The sequence below is a fragment of the Streptomyces sp. NPDC000983 genome (genome assembly GCF_040299205.1).
Classification (GTDB): Bacteria; Actinomycetota; Actinomycetes; order Streptomycetales; family Streptomycetaceae; genus Streptomyces.
Map to the genome: position 1 here is coordinate 26,321 of NZ_JBEPBM010000048.1, position 16,561 is coordinate 42,881.

At 71.1% G+C, this 16,561-nt stretch carries 14 protein-coding genes and 1 pseudogene; 5 read left to right on the forward strand and 10 right to left on the reverse strand.

Going from position 1 to position 16,561, the window contains the following annotated elements:
• Window positions 1–54: 54 nt before the first annotated feature.
• The 10 genes and pseudogenes from ABT296_RS33780 to ABT296_RS33825 all read right to left on the reverse strand — a co-directional run bounded on the left by ABT296_RS33780 (window position 55) and on the right by ABT296_RS33825 (window position 10,159).
• Window positions 55–1,578 carry an NADH-quinone oxidoreductase subunit N gene (locus ABT296_RS33780; RefSeq protein WP_351933132.1) on the reverse strand — a complete coding sequence of 508 codons (1,524 nt, stop codon included), beginning with the start codon at window positions 1,576–1,578 and terminating at the stop codon, window positions 55–57.
• On the reverse strand, window positions 1,575–3,149 hold the full coding sequence (locus tag ABT296_RS33785; protein ID WP_351933134.1) for a complex I subunit 4 family protein: 1,575 nt from the start codon (window positions 3,147–3,149) through the stop codon (window positions 1,575–1,577). The genes ABT296_RS33780 and ABT296_RS33785 overlap by 4 nt, the downstream gene beginning before the upstream one ends.
• 6 nt (window positions 3,150–3,155) lie before the next feature.
• A complete protein-coding gene (locus tag ABT296_RS33790; protein ID WP_351933136.1) occupies window positions 3,156–5,150 on the reverse strand; it encodes an NADH-quinone oxidoreductase subunit 5 family protein in 1,995 nt (664 codons plus the stop codon).
• Entirely contained in the window at window positions 5,147–5,560 is a 414-nt protein-coding gene (gene nuoK / locus ABT296_RS33795; RefSeq protein ID WP_351933138.1) for an NADH-quinone oxidoreductase subunit NuoK, read from the reverse strand. The genes ABT296_RS33790 and nuoK overlap by 4 nt, the downstream gene beginning before the upstream one ends.
• On the reverse strand, window positions 5,560–6,138 hold the full coding sequence (locus ABT296_RS33800) for an NADH-quinone oxidoreductase subunit J family protein (protein ID WP_351933139.1): 579 nt from the start codon (window positions 6,136–6,138) through the stop codon (window positions 5,560–5,562). Before ABT296_RS33800 ends, nuoK begins: the two co-directional genes overlap by 1 nt.
• Window positions 6,135–6,731, reverse strand: a complete 597-nt coding sequence (locus ABT296_RS33805; protein ID WP_351933141.1) for a NuoI/complex I 23 kDa subunit family protein — start codon at window positions 6,729–6,731, stop codon at window positions 6,135–6,137. The genes ABT296_RS33800 and ABT296_RS33805 overlap by 4 nt, the downstream gene beginning before the upstream one ends.
• Before the next feature lie 2 nt (window positions 6,732–6,733).
• Window positions 6,734–7,702, reverse strand: a complete 969-nt coding sequence (locus ABT296_RS33810; protein WP_351933143.1) for a complex I subunit 1/NuoH family protein — start codon at window positions 7,700–7,702, stop codon at window positions 6,734–6,736.
• Window positions 7,699–8,958, reverse strand: a complete 1,260-nt coding sequence (locus ABT296_RS33815; RefSeq protein WP_351933145.1) for an NADH-quinone oxidoreductase subunit C — start codon at window positions 8,956–8,958, stop codon at window positions 7,699–7,701. The genes ABT296_RS33810 and ABT296_RS33815 overlap by 4 nt, the downstream gene beginning before the upstream one ends.
• Before the next feature lie 146 nt (window positions 8,959–9,104).
• A pseudogene (locus ABT296_RS33820) lies at window positions 9,105–9,749 on the reverse strand (NADH-quinone oxidoreductase subunit B); the annotation flags it as partial.
• A complete protein-coding gene (locus ABT296_RS33825; RefSeq protein WP_351933147.1) occupies window positions 9,740–10,159 on the reverse strand; it encodes an NADH-quinone oxidoreductase subunit A in 420 nt (139 codons plus the stop codon). The gene ABT296_RS33825 and the pseudogene ABT296_RS33820, both read right to left, overlap by 10 nt.
• A gap of 188 nt (window positions 10,160–10,347) precedes the next feature.
• Between ABT296_RS33825 and ABT296_RS33830 the strand changes: the two genes are divergently transcribed.
• The 5 genes from ABT296_RS33830 to ABT296_RS33850 form a co-directional block, all read left to right on the forward strand.
• Window positions 10,348–11,568 (forward strand): sensor histidine kinase, encoded by a 1,221-nt coding sequence (locus ABT296_RS33830; RefSeq protein ID WP_351933149.1) that lies wholly within the window; start codon window positions 10,348–10,350, stop codon window positions 11,566–11,568.
• A 112-nt stretch (window positions 11,569–11,680) separates the two neighbouring features.
• Complete coding sequence (locus ABT296_RS33835; protein ID WP_351933150.1) at window positions 11,681–13,012, forward strand: sensor histidine kinase; 1,332 nt, start codon at window positions 11,681–11,683, stop codon at window positions 13,010–13,012.
• 302 nt (window positions 13,013–13,314) lie between these two features.
• Window positions 13,315–13,974: a LuxR C-terminal-related transcriptional regulator gene (locus ABT296_RS33840; RefSeq protein ID WP_351933152.1), complete on the forward strand. Its 660-nt coding sequence runs from the start codon at window positions 13,315–13,317 to the stop codon at window positions 13,972–13,974.
• A gap of 256 nt (window positions 13,975–14,230) precedes the next feature.
• A complete protein-coding gene (locus ABT296_RS33845) occupies window positions 14,231–16,159 on the forward strand; it encodes a 2-oxoacid:acceptor oxidoreductase subunit alpha (RefSeq protein ID WP_351933154.1) in 1,929 nt (642 codons plus the stop codon).
• Window positions 16,152–16,561 (forward strand): thiamine pyrophosphate-dependent enzyme (locus ABT296_RS33850; protein WP_351933155.1); only part of this gene is annotated, 410 nt, incomplete at its 3' end. The genes ABT296_RS33845 and ABT296_RS33850, both read left to right, overlap by 8 nt.

A 16,561-nucleotide genomic window follows, 5' to 3' on the forward strand; every position in this document is an offset into this window, starting at 1 on the left:
GTTGATCGATTGGCCGAATCCTGTCACAGGCCGCGATGACCCTTGGCCACAGGTTCAGAACAGGGCTGTGTCGGCGAAGCGCAGGACCAGCTGGGGGGCTCCGGACAGGGCGACGCCGAGTACCGCGGTGACGGCGATGGCGGCCGTGACGGGCGCGGGGCCCCGGTGCCGTACGGGCTCGCCCTCGGGGGCGCGGAAGAGCAGGGCCGTCCACTGCAGGTAGTAGAACAGCGCGATCACCACGTTGACGGCCATGACCACGGCGAGCCAGCCCAGGCCCGCGTCGACGGCCGCCGAGAAGACGGTGACCTTCGCGAAGAGGCCGATGATGCCCGGGGGCAGTCCGGCGAGGCAGAGCAGGAAGAAGGCCAGGACGAGCGCGGAGAGAGGGTTCTTCGCGTAGAGACCGCGGTAGTCGGTGAGGCGGTTCAGCGGGCGGGTGCGGCCCACCAGGGCGGCCACCGCGAAGGCGCCGAGGTTGACGGCGCCGTACATGAGGGCGTAGGCGAGCGTGGAGCCGACGGAGTGCTCGGGGTCGTCGGAGTACGCGGCTGCGGCGATCGGTACGAGGAGGTAGCCGGCCTGGCCGACCGACGACCAGGCGAGCAGCCGTACCGCGCTGTACGCGCGCGTGGCCTGCTGGCGCAGGGCGCCGACGTTGCCGACGGTCATGGTGAGGGCGGCCAGCGCGGCGAGGGCCGGGCCCCAGACGTCGGCGTAGGAGGGCAGGGCGATGACGGTGATCAGGATCAGGCCGGAGAAGCCGACGGCCTTGCCGACGACGGACAGGTACGCGGCGACCGGGAGGGGCGCGCCCACGTAGGTGTCGGGGACCCAGAAGTGGAAGGGGACGGCGGCCGTCTTGAAGGCGAAGCCGACGAGGGTGAGGACGACGCCGGTCTGGGTGAGGGTGTGGAGCTGGCCGTCGACGTCCTGGATGCGTTCGGCGATCTGGGTCAGGTAGAGGGTGCCGGTGGAGGCGTACACGAAGCTGATGCCCATCAGGCTCACCGCGGTGGCGGTGACCGAGGACAGGAAGAACTTCAGGGCGGCCTCGGAGGACCTGCGGTCGCCGTACCTGAGGCCGACCAGGGCGAAGGCGGGCAGGGAGGCGACCTCCAGGGCGACGACCAGGGTCGCGAGGTCGCGGGAGGCGGGCAGCAGGGCGGCGCCGGCGGCGGAGGAGAGCAGCAGGAACCAGAACTCCCCCTCCGGGAGCCGCTTGTCGGACTCCTTGAGGGCGGTGACCGACAGCAGGGCGGCCAGGAGGGCGCCGCCGAGGACGAGGAGCTGCAGGACGAGCGTGAAGCGGTCCGCGGTGTAGCTGCAGGTGTCGGGGGCTCCGGTGAGGCAGAAGGTGGAGCGGTCGCCGTCCAGGAGGGGCAGCAGCAGGAGCGTGGAGGCGGTGAGGCCCGCGACCGACATCCAGCCGAGCAGCGCCTTGCGGTCCTCCGCGACGAAGAGGTCGGTGACCAGGACGACGAGTCCGACGACCGCCGCGAGGGTGGGCGGCGCGATGGCGAGCCAGTCGACGTCCTGGACGACGGACGCGGCCAGTGGCTGGGCCAGGGAGCTCATCGGGTGCCTCCTGCGAGAAGCTGCTGCACGGCCGGGTCGGTCAGGCCGAGGAGGGTTTTCGGCCACAGACCGGCGATGACGGTGAGGGCGACGAGCGGGGTCCAGGCCACGAGTTCGTACGCCTGCACGTCGGCGAGCTTGGGCGCCTGCTGCGGTACGGCGCCCATGCACACCCGGCGGACCACGATCAGCAGGTAGGCGGCGGTGAGCAGGGTGCCGAACGCGCCGATCGTCATGAAGGTGAGGAACGCCGGGCGGCTCAGGCCCTCGGCGGGCTCGAACGCGCCGAAGAGGGCGAGCATCTCGCCCCAGAACCCGGCGAGGCCGGGCAGGCCCAGCGAGGCGACCGCGGCGAAGGCGAGCAGGCCGCCGAGGCGCGGGGCCTTGCCGTACAGGGCCGCTCCCGTCTCCTCGGCGAGGGTGTCGAGGTCGGTGGTGCCGGTGCGGTCCTTCAGCGCGCCGACCAGGAAGAACAGCAGGCCGGTGATGAGGCCGTGGGCGACGTTGGCGAACAGGGCGCCGTTCACTCCGGTCGGTGTCATGGTCGCGATGCCGAGCAGCACGAAGCCCATGTGGCCGACGGAGGAGTAGGCGATGAGCCGCTTCAGGTCGCCCTTGGCGCCCTGCTTGGCGAGGGCCAGGCAGGCCAGGGATCCGTAGATGATCCCGACGACGGCGAACGCGGCCAGATAGGGCGCGAAGTCGGCGAAGCCGTCCGGGGTGATCGGGAGCAGGATGCGGACGAACCCGTAGGTGCCCATCTTCAGCAGGACGCCGGCCAGCAGGACCGAGCCGACGGTCGGGGCAGCGGTGTGCGCGTCCGGCAGCCAGCTGTGCAGCGGCCACATCGGGGTCTTGACCGCGAGCCCGATCCCGATCGACAGAACGGCGATGACCTGCACGGATGTGGTCAGGGACCGGCCGTTGTCAGTGGCGAGTGCCACCATGTCGAAGGTGCCTGCCTCAAGCCCGATCAGAAGCAGGCCCAGCAACATGACGACCGAACCGAGCAGCGTGTAGAGGATGAACTTCCAGGCGGCCTGGGTCCTGCCCGCGCCGCCCCAGCGGGCGATGAGGAAGTACATCGGGATGAGGACCATCTCGAAGGCGAGGAAGAACAGCAGCAGGTCGAGTACGGCGAAGGTGGCGAGGGTGCCGGACTCCAGGACGAGCACCAGGGCGACGAATGCCTTCGGGGTCGGCCCCGAGGGCATCTTGAAGTACGAGTAGAGCGCGCACAGGAAGGTCAGCAGCGCGGTCAGGACCAGGAGGGGGAGTGAGATGCCGTCGATGCCCAGGTGGATCCGCACGTCCAGGGCGGGGATCCAGCTGATGTCGGTCGTGGCCTGCATCTTCGAGGGCTGGTCGTGGTCGAAGCCGAGCACCAGGACGATCGCGGCGGCGAGGACCGCGCCGGTGACGGTCACGCCGTGCCGCAGCACGGCCTGCTCGGGCGACTTCCCCTTCAGTCCGGGCGGCGCCGGCAGCAGAGCGGCGGCGGCGCCCAGGAGCGGGCCGACGACGACGAACGCCAGAAGAAACTGCATCACGGACTCGTTGATATCGATCACGCCTGCTCACGCTCCCGCGGCGACGAGGACGGCGGCGACCGCCAGGACGACGGTTCCGGCGAGCAGCGCGCTCACATAGGTCTGCACATTGCCGGTCTGGGCGCGCCGTACGGCGATGCCGAGCCAGCGGGGCAGCGCGCCCGCCCCGCGGACGTAGGTGTCGACGACCTCGCGGTCGAGGAACCGGACCAGGCTCGCTCCCGCCTGCACCGGACGCACGAACAAGGTCGTGTACACGGCGTCCAGGTGGAAGCCGACGGCCGCGTGGCGGTGCAGCGGGCCGAGCAGGAGCCGGCCGGGGTCGGCCGGGTCCGGTGCGGAGGCCACGTCTCCGTAGGCGGGCGCGTGGCCGGCGATGGCCTCGGCCTCGACCAGTGCGGCGTCGCCCTCCGGGTGGGCCGCGACCGCGCCCAGCGGGACGTGGACCGCGAGCACGGAGGTGTGCCGCCAGGCCGCGTAGGTGATGATGCCGCCGACCAGGGCCATACCGGTGCCGAGCACCGAGGTGGTCAGGGTCGGGGCGAGGTCCCGGCCGTCGAACCAGTCGGGGAGCGTGCCGTAGGCGAAGCCGCCGAAGGCGAGAGACGGGACCGCCAGCACCCACAGCACCGCGGTCATGGTGACGGGCTGCCGGCCGTGGTCCGGGGCCTGTTCGCCGTGGCCGCGGAAGGTCAGCAGCCACAGGCGGGTGGCGTAGGCGGCGGTGAGCACGGCCGTGAGCAGGGCGGAGATCAGCACGAGCCAGCCGGCGGCGCCGGGGGCGTGCTCGGTGTGTCCGGTGGCCACGTGCTCGGCGGCGCCGAGGACGGACTCCTTGGAGAAGAAGCCGCTGAAAGGCGGGATCGCGGCGAGCGCGAGGAGCGCCACGGTCATCGTCCAGTAGGCGTCGGGGACGCGGGCCTTGAGGTCCTTCATCCGGGACATCGCGGCCAGTGAGTTGGTGCCGGCCGCGTGGATGATCACGCCGGCCGCGAGGAACAGCAGCGCCTTGAAGGCGCCGTGCGACAGGAGGTGGAAGACGGCGGCACCGCGGTCGGCGACGGCGAGGGCGCCGGTCATGTAGCCGAGCTGGCCGATCGTCGAGTAGGCGAGGACGCGCTTGATGTCGTCCTGGGCGAGCGCGGCGAGGCCGGAGCCGAGCATCGTCACGGCTGCCATCGCGGCGAGGACGACCATGGCGGCCTGGGAGGCCTCGAACACCGGGAGGAGTCGGGCGACGAAGTAGACACCGGCGGCGACCATCGTCGCGGCGTGGATCAGCGCGGAGACGGGCGTCGGGCCCGCCATCGCGTCGGGGAGCCAGGTGTGCAGCGGGAACTGCGCCGACTTGCCGGCCACGCCCGCGAGGAGCAGCAGCGCGATCAGCGTCGGGTGGTCGAGGCCGCCGCTCGCGACGGTGCCGAGGATCTTCGTGATGCTGAACGAGCCGGCGTCGGTGGCCAGCGCGAACAGACCGATCAGGAAGGGGACGTCGCCGAGCTTGGTGACCAGGAACGCCTTGAGGGAGGCGGCACGGGCCTCCGGGGTCTCCCAGTAGTGGCCGACCAGGAAGTACGAGCAGATGCCCATGACCTCCCAGCCGACCAGCAGCACCATCAGGTCGCCGGAGTAGACGACGAGCAGCATCGCGGAGGTGAACAGGGAGACGAGCGCGGCGTACGAGGGGTAGCGGGGGTCGTCGCGCAGGTAGCCGGTCGAGTAGATCTGCACGCAGCTGGCGACGAGGCCGACGACCACGGCGACGAGGGCGGCGAAGCCGTCGATGTGCAGGGCGAGTTCGATCGGCACGGAGCCGGTGGGCGTCAGCTCGGTGGCGGCGTCCAAGGTCCGGTCCCCGCCCAGGTCGACGGCGACGAGGACGGCGAGGACGAGGGAGGTGAGCGTCGGCAGGATCGCCAGCGGGCGGACGTAGCCGGGGGCGGTGCGGCCCAGGAGCAGGCCGGCGGCCGCGCCCAGGAACGGCAGGACGGGGACGAGGACGGCGAGGGTGGTCGTGGTCACGCGGTGGCCTCAGCCTTCTCGTCGGCCTGCCCGTGGGCTGTCCCGTCGGCACCGGGCTCGCCGTCGGGGGCGTCCGGGGCGTCGCTCTCGTGGCCCTCGGCGGTGTCGCGGAGCTTGTCGATGTCCGCGGTGCCGCGGTTGCGGTGGACGGCGAGGACGATCGCCAGGCCGATGCCGATCTCGGCGGCGGCGATGGCGATGGTGAACAGGGTCAGGGCCTGGCCGGAGTGCAGGGTCTCCTCGGCGGCCCGGCTGAGCCAGACGTCGAAGGCGACCAGGTTGAGGTTGACGGCGTTGAGCATCAGCTCGACCGACATCAGGACCAGGATCGCGTTGCGGCGGGCGAGAACGCCGTACAGGCCCGTGGAGAACAGGAGGGCGGAGAGCACGGCGGGATAGGCGAGGTGCATCAGCGGGCGCCTTCCTTCTCGTCGGCCGCGGGCGTGGCGTCGGCCTTCGCCTTGCGGGACAGGACGATCGCGCCGACCAGGGCGGCGAGGAGGAGCACGGAGAGGGCCTCGAAGGGGAGGACCCAGTTCTGGAAGAGGGCCTTGCCGGTGACCTCGGTGGAGCCTGCGGGGGCGCCGTCGAGGTCGATCCAGGTGGTGCGGAAGGCGTCGACGACCACCCAGATCAGGGCGGCCGCGGAGGCCACGGCCACCGCGAGGGCTACCCAGCGGTTGCCGGAGTCGGCGTCCGGGGAGCGGCCGATGGGGGCCCGCGTCAGCATCAGACCGAACAGGAGGAGCACGACGACGGAACCGACGTAGATGAGGACCTGCACCCAGGCGATGAACTCGGCGGTGAGCAGGAGGTACTCGACGGCGAGGCCGCCGAGGGCGACCACCAGCCAGAGGGCGGCGTGCACCAGCTGGCGGGTGGTGACGGTGATCAGGGCCGCGCCGAAGGTGACCAGGCCGACGAGGAGGAAGGTGATCTCCACGCCGGTCGGGGAGAGGAAGCCGTGGGTGTCTGCGGCGAGGGTCACGACGCTCCCTCCTCGGGTTCGGACGCGGTGGGCGGGGCCGGGGCGGGTGGGGCCGGCGTGGGCTCGGCCTGGGCGGCGGCGAGTTTCTCCGCCGTCTTGCGGGCCGCGGCGATCTCCTTGGGCTCCTCGGCGCCGGGGTCGAGGGCGGGCGGTGCGGGAACCGTCCACATCCACTCGCGGAGCTTGTCGCGCTCGTGGGTGAGTTCGTGGATGTCGGTCTCGGCGTACTCGAACTCCGGTGACCAGAAGAGCGCGTCGAAAGGACAGACCTCGATGCAGATACCGCAGTACATGCACAGGGAGAAGTCGATGGCGAAGCGGTCGAGGACGTTGCGGCTGCGCTCGCGGCCGCCGGGGGCCGCCGCCGGGACGGTCTCCTTGTGGGAGTCGATGTAGATGCACCAGTCGGGGCACTCGCGGGCGCAGAGCATGCAGACCGTGCAGTTCTCCTCGAACAGTCCGATCACACCGCGGGTCCGGGGCGGCAGGTCGGGCTGGGTCTCGGGGTACTGCTTGGTGACCGACTTGCGCGTCATCGTGCGGAGGGTGACGGCCAGGCCCTTGGCGAGGCCGCTTCCGGGGATGGGGGCCATGGTTACGCGATCACCACCTTGACGACGCCGGTGAGGGCGATCTGAGCGAGGGCGAGGGGGACGAGGAGGGTCCAGGAGAGCTTCTGGAGCTGGTCCTCGCGCAGGCGGGGATAGGTGACGCGCAGCCAGATCACGACAAAGGCGAGAAGCGCGGTCTTCAGCAGGGTCCAGACCCAGCCGAGTCCGTCGGCGCCCCAGGGGCCGTGCCAACCGCCCAGGAAGAGGACGGTGGTCAGACCGCACAGGACGACGATCCCGGCGTACTCGGCGAGCAGGAAGAGCGCGAAACGCAGGCCCGTGTACTCGGTGTACGCGCCGAAGATGATCTCCGAGTCGGCGACCGGCATGTCGAAGGGCGGGCGTTGCAGCTCGGCCAGGCCCGCCACGAAGAACACGATGGCGCCGACGATCTGCCAGGGCAGCCACCACCACTCGAAGGCGTCGAGGATGCCGGGCAGGGAGACCGTGCCGGCCGCCATGGCGACGGAGGCGGCGGCGAGGAGCATCGGGAGTTCGTAGGCGAGCAGCTGGGCGGCGGTGCGCAGGCCGCCGAGCAGGGAGAACTTGTTGGCGGAGGCCCAGCCGGCCATGAGGGCGCCGAGGACGCCGACGCCCATGACGGCCAGCACGAAGAAGACACCCGCGTCGATGACCTCGCCGACGGCGCCCTCTCCTGGGCCGATCGGGATGGCGAGCAGGACGAGGAGGTACGGCAGCAGGGCGACGGCGGGGGCGAGCTGGAAGACACGGCGGTCCGCGCCGGCCGGGACCACGTCCTCCTTCTGCGCGAACTTCACGCCGTCGGCGACGAGTTGGGCCCAGCCGTGGAAGCCGCCGGCGTACATCGGGCCCAGGCGGCCCTGCATGTGGGCCATCACCTTGTGCTCGGTCTGACCGATGAGCAGCGGGAAGGTGAGGAAGACGACGAAGACGATCAGGAGTCGCAGGGTGACGTCGAGCACGTCGTTCACCGCGGGCCTCCTGAGGGGTTCTCCGGGTCTTCAGAGGGGGACTTCGGGTCTGCGGAGGAGGGCTTCGGGTCTTCGGGGTGGCTCTCGCCGGAGGCCTCGTCCGGTGCGTCGGTCCCGGGCTCGTCCGTGGTTGCGGCAGTGCGGCCGGGCTGGGGTCCGGGGGCGGTATTCGCGCCCTCGGCGGCTCCGGAGGCTTGCGAAGCCGCATCGGGCGCGGCTTCCTGGTCCTCGAACGCCGGGCGGGCGTGGTGCCAGGGGGCGTCCGGGCTGCGCGGAGGCCGGGGCGGGGCGGCCGCGGTGTCCCCGGCCGCCTCGGGCGTGGTCCGCTGGGAGGCGGAACCCTCGCTCACGCTGCGGGAACGGCGTGCGGGACGGGCGCCGGTGCCCTCCGGGGCGGCCGGACCGGATCCGGGGCCGGCCTGGTCGGCGGCCCCGCCCTCCTCCGTACCCGCCCGCCGGCTCGCCGAGCCCTCGCCGACACTGCGCGACCGGCGCGGCGAAGCAGCAGGGGGCGCGCCTTCGGCAGCGGGCGCCGGGGCGGCCTCCGGTGCCGCGCTCTGGCTCGCCGAGCCCTCCGAGACGGACCGGGCACGCCGTACGGGACGGTCTCCCGCGGCCGCGCCCCGCGCCGGACGCTCGCCCGTGGCGCGGCCCGCACCCCGTGCCGGACGGGCCGGGGCGGCGGGCACCCGGCCCTTGAGCGGGCCCCACTCGTTGGGGTCGGGGACGCCCGGGGGAAGCATCTGGCGGCGCTTGGGGCCGCCGTGGTCGGACTCGCCGGGCTCCTTCGCGCCGGGCCACGCCTTGGCGACGCGCGCGGCGAGCACGAAGTCCTTGCGCAGGGGGTGCCCCTCGAAGGTCTCCGGGAGGAGGAGGTGCTCCAGTCCCGGGTGGCCCTCGAAGGTGACGCCGAACATTTCGTGGGTCTCGCGCTCGTGCCAGCCCGCGCCGGCGAAGACCGTGACCGCGGACGCCAGTACCGGGGCCTCGTGCGGCACCGTCGTACGCAGGAGCAGTCGGCGTACCGGGGCCAGGGCGGCCACATGGGCGGCCACGCGGAAGCCGGTGCCGGGTTCGTCGACGGCGCTCAGCCAGTCGAAGTAGGTGCAGCCCAGTTCGTCGCGTGCCGTACGGAGCGCCTGGATCCAGGACGTCGGCGGTACGTCGACGGTGAGGACCTCGTAGGACTCCTCGGCGGTGGCCTCCGTGCCGAACAGTTCCTCGACGGGGGCCGGCAGCCAGCCGATCGTGGTCATCTCGCCTCCCCGGAGTCGGAATCCGCTGCGGATTCACCCGCCGGTCGGGAACTCGGCTCCGCGGCCGATCCGTTGGACGAAGCAGAACCCGCCACCGACCCGTCCGCCACAACCGAACCAGCACCAGAACCGGAACCGGAATCAGCCCCGGAACCAGCAACCGACCCCGTGTCCGAACCCGAACCCGAACTCGCACCCGAACCCGGCGCAGCCGCAGGCCCCGTGACCAGTCCGCTCTGCAGCGCAGCCACCGAAGGGCGCGTCACCCCGTACCGCTCCCCCAGCGACTCCCGGGCGATCTTCTCCTGGAGCTTCAGGATGCCCTGGAGCAGTGCCTCGGGGCGGGGCGGGCAGCCCGGCACGTAGACGTCCACCGGGATGATCTGGTCGACGCCCTTGGTCACCGAGTACGAATCCCAGTACGGGCCGCCGCAGTTGCTGCACGCGCCGAACGAGATGACGTACTTCGGCTCGGGCATCTGCTCGTACAGACGCTTGACCGCGGGTGCCATCTTGTCGGTGACCGTGCCGGAGACGACCATCAGGTCGGCCTGGCGCGGGCCCGGCGCGAAGGGGATCACGCCGAGGCGGATGAAGTCGTGGCGGGCCATCGACGCGGCGATGAACTCGATCGCGCAGCAGGCGAGGCCGAAGTTGAAAACCCAGAGCGAGTAGCGGCGGCCCCAGTTGAGGACGACCTTCATCGGCTCGGGCGCGAGGCGGGCGAGCGCGCCCAGCCGCTTGGGCTCCGGCAGCGGCACGGGCTCGGAAGAGGAGGGGGTCACGTCCATGCCAGGACGCCCTTCTTGTATGCGTACAGCAGACCCACGGTCAGGAAGCCGAGGAAGATGAACATCTCGACGAGGGTGGTGGCGCCGTAGCCGGGCGCGGCGAAGACCGTCGCCCAGGGGAACAGGAAGATCGAGTCCACAGCGAAGATCACATAGAGGAAGGCGTAGACGTAGTAGCGGACCTGGGTGTGGGCCCAGCCCTCGCCGACGGGGTCGACACCGCACTCGTACGTCATGAGTTTCTCGGGTGTCGGGACCACGGGTCGCAGCAGGCGCCCGGCCCCGAAGGCGACCGCGACGAACAGCACGCCGACCACGGCGAGCAGTCCGACCACCGAGTAGGACTGGAAGTAATCCGCCGAGACGACGACACCCTTGTCCGCCGCGACGACGACGGTCGTTTCCGGCACGTCCGTCCCTCGCTCCCTGACCAGTGAACACAGCCGTTCGACGATCTGTACGCACGGGAGTCTAGGCCCTGCTAAAGCGAGCGTAAGCAGCCTGTCATGGCTTGTGCGGCGTGGGTGGGGTTTTCCCCAGGGGATCGCGGCGGTCCACCTCATGGCGCGAGCGCGGCTCGACCGGCACGCTAGCCCATATGACCGAACGCCACCCGTCCCTCCCGCACGCCCCGAGCAGCGGCCGAGCGCGCAGAGCGGACACCACGGAGCCGCTGCCGCCGGCTCGTTTCGCCTACGACCGGCACACCTGGAAGGAGATCGCGCACCTCCTGGTGAACCTCCCGGCCTCCCTTTTCGGCTTCGTCTATGTGGTGACGATGCTGTTCACCGGGGTCGGGATGACGGTGACGGTGGTCGGTTTCCCGTTGCTGGCCCTGGGCCTGCTGGGCGCCCGGCAGCTCGGCAAGCTGGAACGGGCCCGGGCCCGGGCGCTGCTCGGGGTGCGGGTGGACGAGCCGACCCCGCTGCGGATGCGCGGCAGCCGCAACGGCTTGTTCGCCCAGCTGTGGCTGATGCTGAAGGACCCGGTGGGCTGGCGCACGGTGCTCTACGACTTCATCCGGCTGCCCTGGGGCATCCTCACCTTCACCATCACGCTGACCTCGCTGTTCGTGCTGTGGCCGGTGCTGCCGTTCATCGCGCGGGGGCTCGCCAACGCGGACCGGGCGATGGTGCGCGGGCTGCTGTCCCCCTCGGACGAGTTGGAGCGCCGTATCGCCGAACTCGAGTCCGACCGGGGGGTGGTGGTCGACACCGCCGCCGCCGATCTGCGCCGGATCGAGCGCGATCTGCACGACGGGGCGCAGGCCCGGCTGGTGGCGCTGGCCATGGGGCTCGGCCTGGCCAAGGAGAAGCTCCTGGAGGATCCGGACTACGCGGCCGCGATGGTGGCGGAGGCGCACGGCGAGGTGAAGCTCGCGCTCCAGGAACTGCGGGACCTGGCCCGCGGGATCCATCCGGCGGTGCTGACCGACCGCGGCCTGGACGCCGCCCTGTCCTCGGTCGCCTCGCGGTGCACGGTGCCGGTGAAGGTGACGGTCGATCTGTCGGAGCGGCCGGCCGCCGCGATCGAGGGCATCGCGTACTTCACCGTCTCGGAGCTGCTGCAGAACGTCAGCAAGCACAGCGGGGCGCGCTCGGCGTCGGTCGAGGCCTGGCGGACGGAGGACCGGCTGCTGCTCCAGGTCTGGGACGACGGTCGCGGGGGCGCGCGGCTGGACGGCGGTACCGGGATGCGCGGGCTCGCCGACCGGCTCGGCGCGGTGGACGGGCTGTTCGTCATCGACTCCCCGCAGGGCGGGCCGACCACGGTGACGGCCGAGCTGCCCTGGCGTGACCGGGTACCGGAGCAGGGGTAGGGAAAACCCCCCTTCGAAGACGCCGGACGACTCCATGTCCCCGGGACCTGGGACGCAGGAGGGTGGAGGTACGCACCCACCCGCAGGACACGAGCAGAAACGGACGACGCCGATGGCCATGGAGTACGGACAGGGGTACGGGCTCGACCTGCCGGAGCGGCACCGCCGGCTGCCCGCCGGGCTGCGGGCGCCCATCGAGGCACGGCACTGGCGGGAGCTGAGTTTCGTCCTGCTGAGTCTGCCGATCAGCGTCCTGTTCTTCACCTACGCGGTCACCATGGTGTCGCTGGGCGCCGGCCTCCTGGTGACCTTCCTGGGCATCCCGGTGCTGGCGGCGGGCCTGGCCGGCTGCCGGGGGCTGGGGTCGCTGGAGCGGGCCCGCGCGCGTGGTCTGCTGGATCTGGAGGTCTCCGAGCCGGAACCGCTGCGGATGCGCGGGGAGGGGTTCATGGCCTGGATGGGTGCCGTCCTGAAGAGCGGCGTCTCCTGGCGGTCCCTGCTGTACGCGGTGCTCCAGCTGCCGTGGGCGACCTTCTCCTTCGTCGTCGCGGTGAACTTCTGGGTGATCGGCTGGACCCTGCTGACGTACCCCCTGTGGTTCTGGGTCTTCCCGCTGTACGGCGGACAGGGCGGCATACAGCTCTACGGGGACGAGTCGCACCGCATCTACCTCGACAACGCGTTCGAGATCACGGTGACGGCGCTGGTGGGGCTGCTCTTCACGCTGGCCACCCCCTGGATCGTGCGGGCGCTGACGATGGTGGACCGGCTGCTGGTGCACGGGCTGCTGGGCCCGTCCCGGCTGGCCACCCGGGTGGTGGAGCTGGAGTCGGACCGCGGGGTCGTGGTCGACACGGCCGCCGCCGACCTGCGGCGCATCGAGCGGGACCTGCACGACGGGGCGCAGGCCCGGCTGGTGGCGCTGGCCATGGATCTGGGGCTGGCGAAGGAGAAGCTGGCCGAGGACCCGCAGGCCGCGGCGCGCATGGTGGACGAGGCGCACGGCGAGGTGAAGACGGCGCTCCAGGAGCTGCGGGACCTGGCCCGCGGGATCCATCCGGCGGTGCTGACCGACCGCGGCCTGGACGCCGCCCTGTCCTCGGTCGCCTCCCGCTGCACGGTCCCGGTCGAGGTGCAGGTCGATCTGGTGCAGCGGCCGGTGCCCGCGATCGAGGGCATCGCCTACTTCACCGTCTCCGAGCTGCTGCAGAACATCAGCAAGCACGCGCGGGCCACCTGGGCGGGCGTGGACGTCTGGCGGGTGGAGAACCGGCTGATGATCCAGGTGGTGGACAACGGCGTCGGCGGCGCGGACACGTCGGCGGGGTCGGGCCTGGCGGGTCTGACCGAACGCCTGGACGCGGTGGACGGGATCCTGGTGGTGGACTCGCCGAAGGGCGGACCCACCCGGATCACCGCGGAGCTGCCCTGGCGGGCGGTGTAGGACCCCTTCGCCCGCTCGCGGAGCCGCCGGCCGCATGTGACACCTGGCGGACCGTGCGGCACCCCTCGCTCCGTGTGTCCGCCTCCCGGGCTTCGGCCCCGGAGGCGGGCACATCCGTGCGTATGCACGCGCACCCGGCCGGAAGCCCCCCTCCGGTCGCGGGCCCCGGAAATCGGCTGGCCAGGTTATCCACAGGCCCGGTGAGGAAGGGCCGATCGCGGGATACTGAGGAGCCGTGGGACGAGGCCGGAGACCGCCGGCCGAGGCAGAGGCTCGGGGGGCCGAACGTCGTGGAGGACAAGGTGCGGGTGGTTATCGCCGAGGACTCAGTGCTGCTCAGGGAGGGCCTGACCCGGCTGCTGACCGACCGCGGGCACGAGGTGGTCGCCGGCGTCGGCGACGGCGAAGCACTGATCAAGACGATCACGGACCTGGACGCGCAGGGAGCGCTGCCGGACGTCGTGGTCGCGGACGTGAGAATGCCGCCGACCCATACCGACGAAGGGGTCCGGGCCGCCGTACAGCTGCGCAAGGCGCATCCGGGACTCGGGGTGCTCGTCCTGTCACAGTACGTGGAGGAGCGCTACGCCACCGAACTGCTGGCCGGCTCCAGCAGAGGCGTGGGGTATCTGCTCAAGGACCGGGTGGCCGAGGTCCGGGAGTTCGTGGACGCGGTGGTGCGGGTGGCGCAGGGAGGCACCGCACTGGACCCGGAGGTCGTCGCGCAGCTGCTCGGGCGCAGCCGCAAGCAGGACGTGCTGGCGGGGCTCACCCCGCGGGAGCGGGAGGTCCTGGGGCTGATGGCCGAGGGGCGGACCAACTCCGCCGTCGCCCGCCAACTGGTGGTCAGCGACGGCGCGGTGGAGAAGCACGTCAGCAATATCTTCCTGAAGCTCGGGCTGTCCCCGAGCGACGGGGACCACCGGCGGGTTCTCGCGGTCCTGACCTACCTGAACTCCTGACGAACTGACACCGTGTCAGCCAAGGCCGGCGGGCGTCGCCGGCCGGAGAACCACACCACGAGCGGGGAGCGTCTTCACAAGAAGCGCCGGGGGGCGTGTAAATCATGACAAGTCAGGGTGGCAAAGCGTCTCAAAACCGTGTCCATCATGCGAATGGCCCGGGGAAGCCGACCTTTACGGACGTAGGGTTGATCCTGTGGGGAGGGCCTGCGGTAGGGCCCGTCCCCGGCAGCCGCCTCGAGGGAGGTCCAGTTCAGTGACCAGCCAGGTCAGTAGCCCAGCGGAGCAGGCCGACGAAGCAGTACTGGGAGAGCAGCGCAAACCGGCGACGGGCAAGGACGTCCGCCGGCTGGACCGGGTCATCATCCGGTTCGCGGGGGACTCGGGTGACGGTATGCAGCTCACCGGTGACCGGTTCACCTCGGAGACGGCGTCGTTCGGCAACGATCTGTCGACCCTGCCGAACTTCCCCGCCGAGATCCGCGCCCCCGCAGGGACGCTGCCCGGCGTCTCCTCCTTCCAGTTGCACTTCGCCGACCACGACATCCTGACGCCGGGTGACGCCCCGAACGTGCTGGTCGCGATGAACCCGGCCGCCCTGAAGGCGAACGTCCAGGACCTGCCGCGCGGCGCGGAGATCATCGTCAACACCGACGAGTTCACCAAACGGGCCATGCAGAAGGTGGGCTACGCCTCCTCACCGCTGGAGGACGGCTCACTGGACGGCTACCACCTGCATCCGGTGCCGCTGACGACACTGACGGTGGAAGCCCTCAAGGAATTCGACCTGTCCCGCAAGGAGGCCGAGCGCAGCAAGAACATGTTCGCGCTCGGCCTCTTGTCATGGATGTACCACCGGCCCACCGAGGGCACGGAGAAGTTCCTGAGATCGAAGTTCGCCAAGAAGCCGGAGATCGCGGCGGCGAACATCGCGGCGTTCCGGGCGGGCTGGAACTTCGGCGAGACGACGGAGGACTTCGCGGTCTCCTACGAGGTCGCCCCGGCCGCCAAGGCGTTCCCGGTCGGCACCTACCGGAACATCTCCGGGAACCTGGCGCTGTCGTACGGGCTGGTCGCGGCCTCCCGGCAGGCGGATCTGCCGCTCTTCCTCGGCTCGTACCCCATCACGCCGGCCTCCGACATCCTGCACGAGCTGAGCCGGCACAAGAACTTCGGCGTGCGGACCTTCCAGGCCGAGGACGAGATCGCCGGTATCGGGGCGGCGTTGGGGGCGGCGTTCGGCGGCTCGTTCGCGGTGACCACCACCTCGGGTCCCGGCGTGGCGCTGAAGTCGGAGACGATCGGTCTCGCGGTGTCGCTGGAGCTGCCGCTGCTGGTGGTGGACATCCAGCGGGGCGGCCCGTCGACCGGCCTGCCGACGAAGACGGAACAGGCGGACCTGCTGCAGGCGATGTACGGCCGCAACGGCGAGGCGCCGGTGCCGATCGTGGCGCCGTGCACACCGGCCGACTGCTTCGACGCGGCTCTGGAGGCGGCCCGTATCGCCCTGACGTACCGCACCCCGGTGTTCCTGCTCTCCGACGGCTACCTGGCCAACGGCAGCGAGCCCTGGCGCATCCCGGAGCTGGACGAACTGCCCGACCTCCAGGTGCAGTTCGCGCAAGGACCGAACCACACGGCGGAGGACGGCAGCGAGGTCTTCTGGCCGTACCAGCGCGACCCGCAGACGCTCGCCCGGCCCTGGGCCGTGCCGGGCACACCCGGACTCGAACACCGCATCGGCGGCATCGAGAAGCAGGACGGCACGGGGAACATCTCCTACGACCCGGCCAACCACGACTTCATGGTGCGCACCCGGCAGGCGAAGATCGACGGCATCGACGTGCCGGACCTCGTCGTCGACGACCCGGACGAGGCCGGGACCCTGGTGCTCGGCTGGGGTTCGACGTACGGGCCGATCACCGCGGCCGTCCGCAGACTGCGCACCGCCGGACACCGCATCGCGCAGGCGCATCTGCGGCATCTCAACCCCTTCCCGCGCAACCTCGGTGACGTCCTCGCGCGGTACGACCGCGTCGTCGTCCCCGAGATGAACCTCGGGCAGCTCGCCACCCTGATCCGGGCCAAGTACCTGGTGGACGCCCACTCGTACAACCAGGTCAACGGAATGCCGTTCAAGGCCGAACAGCTCGCAGCGGCTCTGAAGGAGGCCATCGATGGCTGAGACGTCCAGGGAAGGCACGGGCACGATCGAGGCGCTCTCGCTCGTTCCCAAGGCCGAGGCCAGGCAATCCATGAAGGACTTCAAGTCCGATCAGGAGGTGCGCTGGTGCCCGGGCTGCGGTGACTACGCGATCCTGGCGGCCGTGCAGGGCTTCATGCCCGAACTCGGCCTGGCCCGCGAGAACATCGTGTTCATCTCGGGCATCGGCTGCTCCTCCCGCTTCCCGTACTACATGAACACCTACGGGATGCACTCCATCCACGGGCGTGCGCCCGCGATCGCGACCGGGCTCGCCGCGAGCAGACGTGATCTGTCGGTGTGGGTGGTGACCGGGGACGGCGACGCGCTCTCCATCGGCGGCAACCACCTCATCCACGCCCTGCGCCGCAACGTCAACCTCAA

Excerpts from the sequence above, each read along its gene's own strand:
- ABT296_RS33830 (WP_351933149.1), top strand. The coding sequence starts at position 10,348 with ATGACCGAACGCCACCCGTCCCTCCCGCACGCCCCGAGCAGCGGCCGA.
- ABT296_RS33780 (WP_351933132.1), bottom strand. The coding sequence starts at position 1,578 with ATGAGCTCCCTGGCCCAGCCACTGGCCGCGTCCGTCGTCCAGGACGTC.
- ABT296_RS33805 (WP_351933141.1), bottom strand. The coding sequence starts at position 6,731 with ATGGCCCCCATCCCCGGAAGCGGCCTCGCCAAGGGCCTGGCCGTCACC.
- ABT296_RS33815 (WP_351933145.1), bottom strand. The coding sequence starts at position 8,958 with ATGACCACGATCGGCTGGCTGCCGGCCCCCGTCGAGGAACTGTTCGGC.
- ABT296_RS33835 (WP_351933150.1), top strand. The coding sequence starts at position 11,681 with ATGGCCATGGAGTACGGACAGGGGTACGGGCTCGACCTGCCGGAGCGG.
- nuoK (WP_351933138.1), bottom strand. The coding sequence starts at position 5,560 with ATGCACCTCGCCTATCCCGCCGTGCTCTCCGCCCTCCTGTTCTCCACG.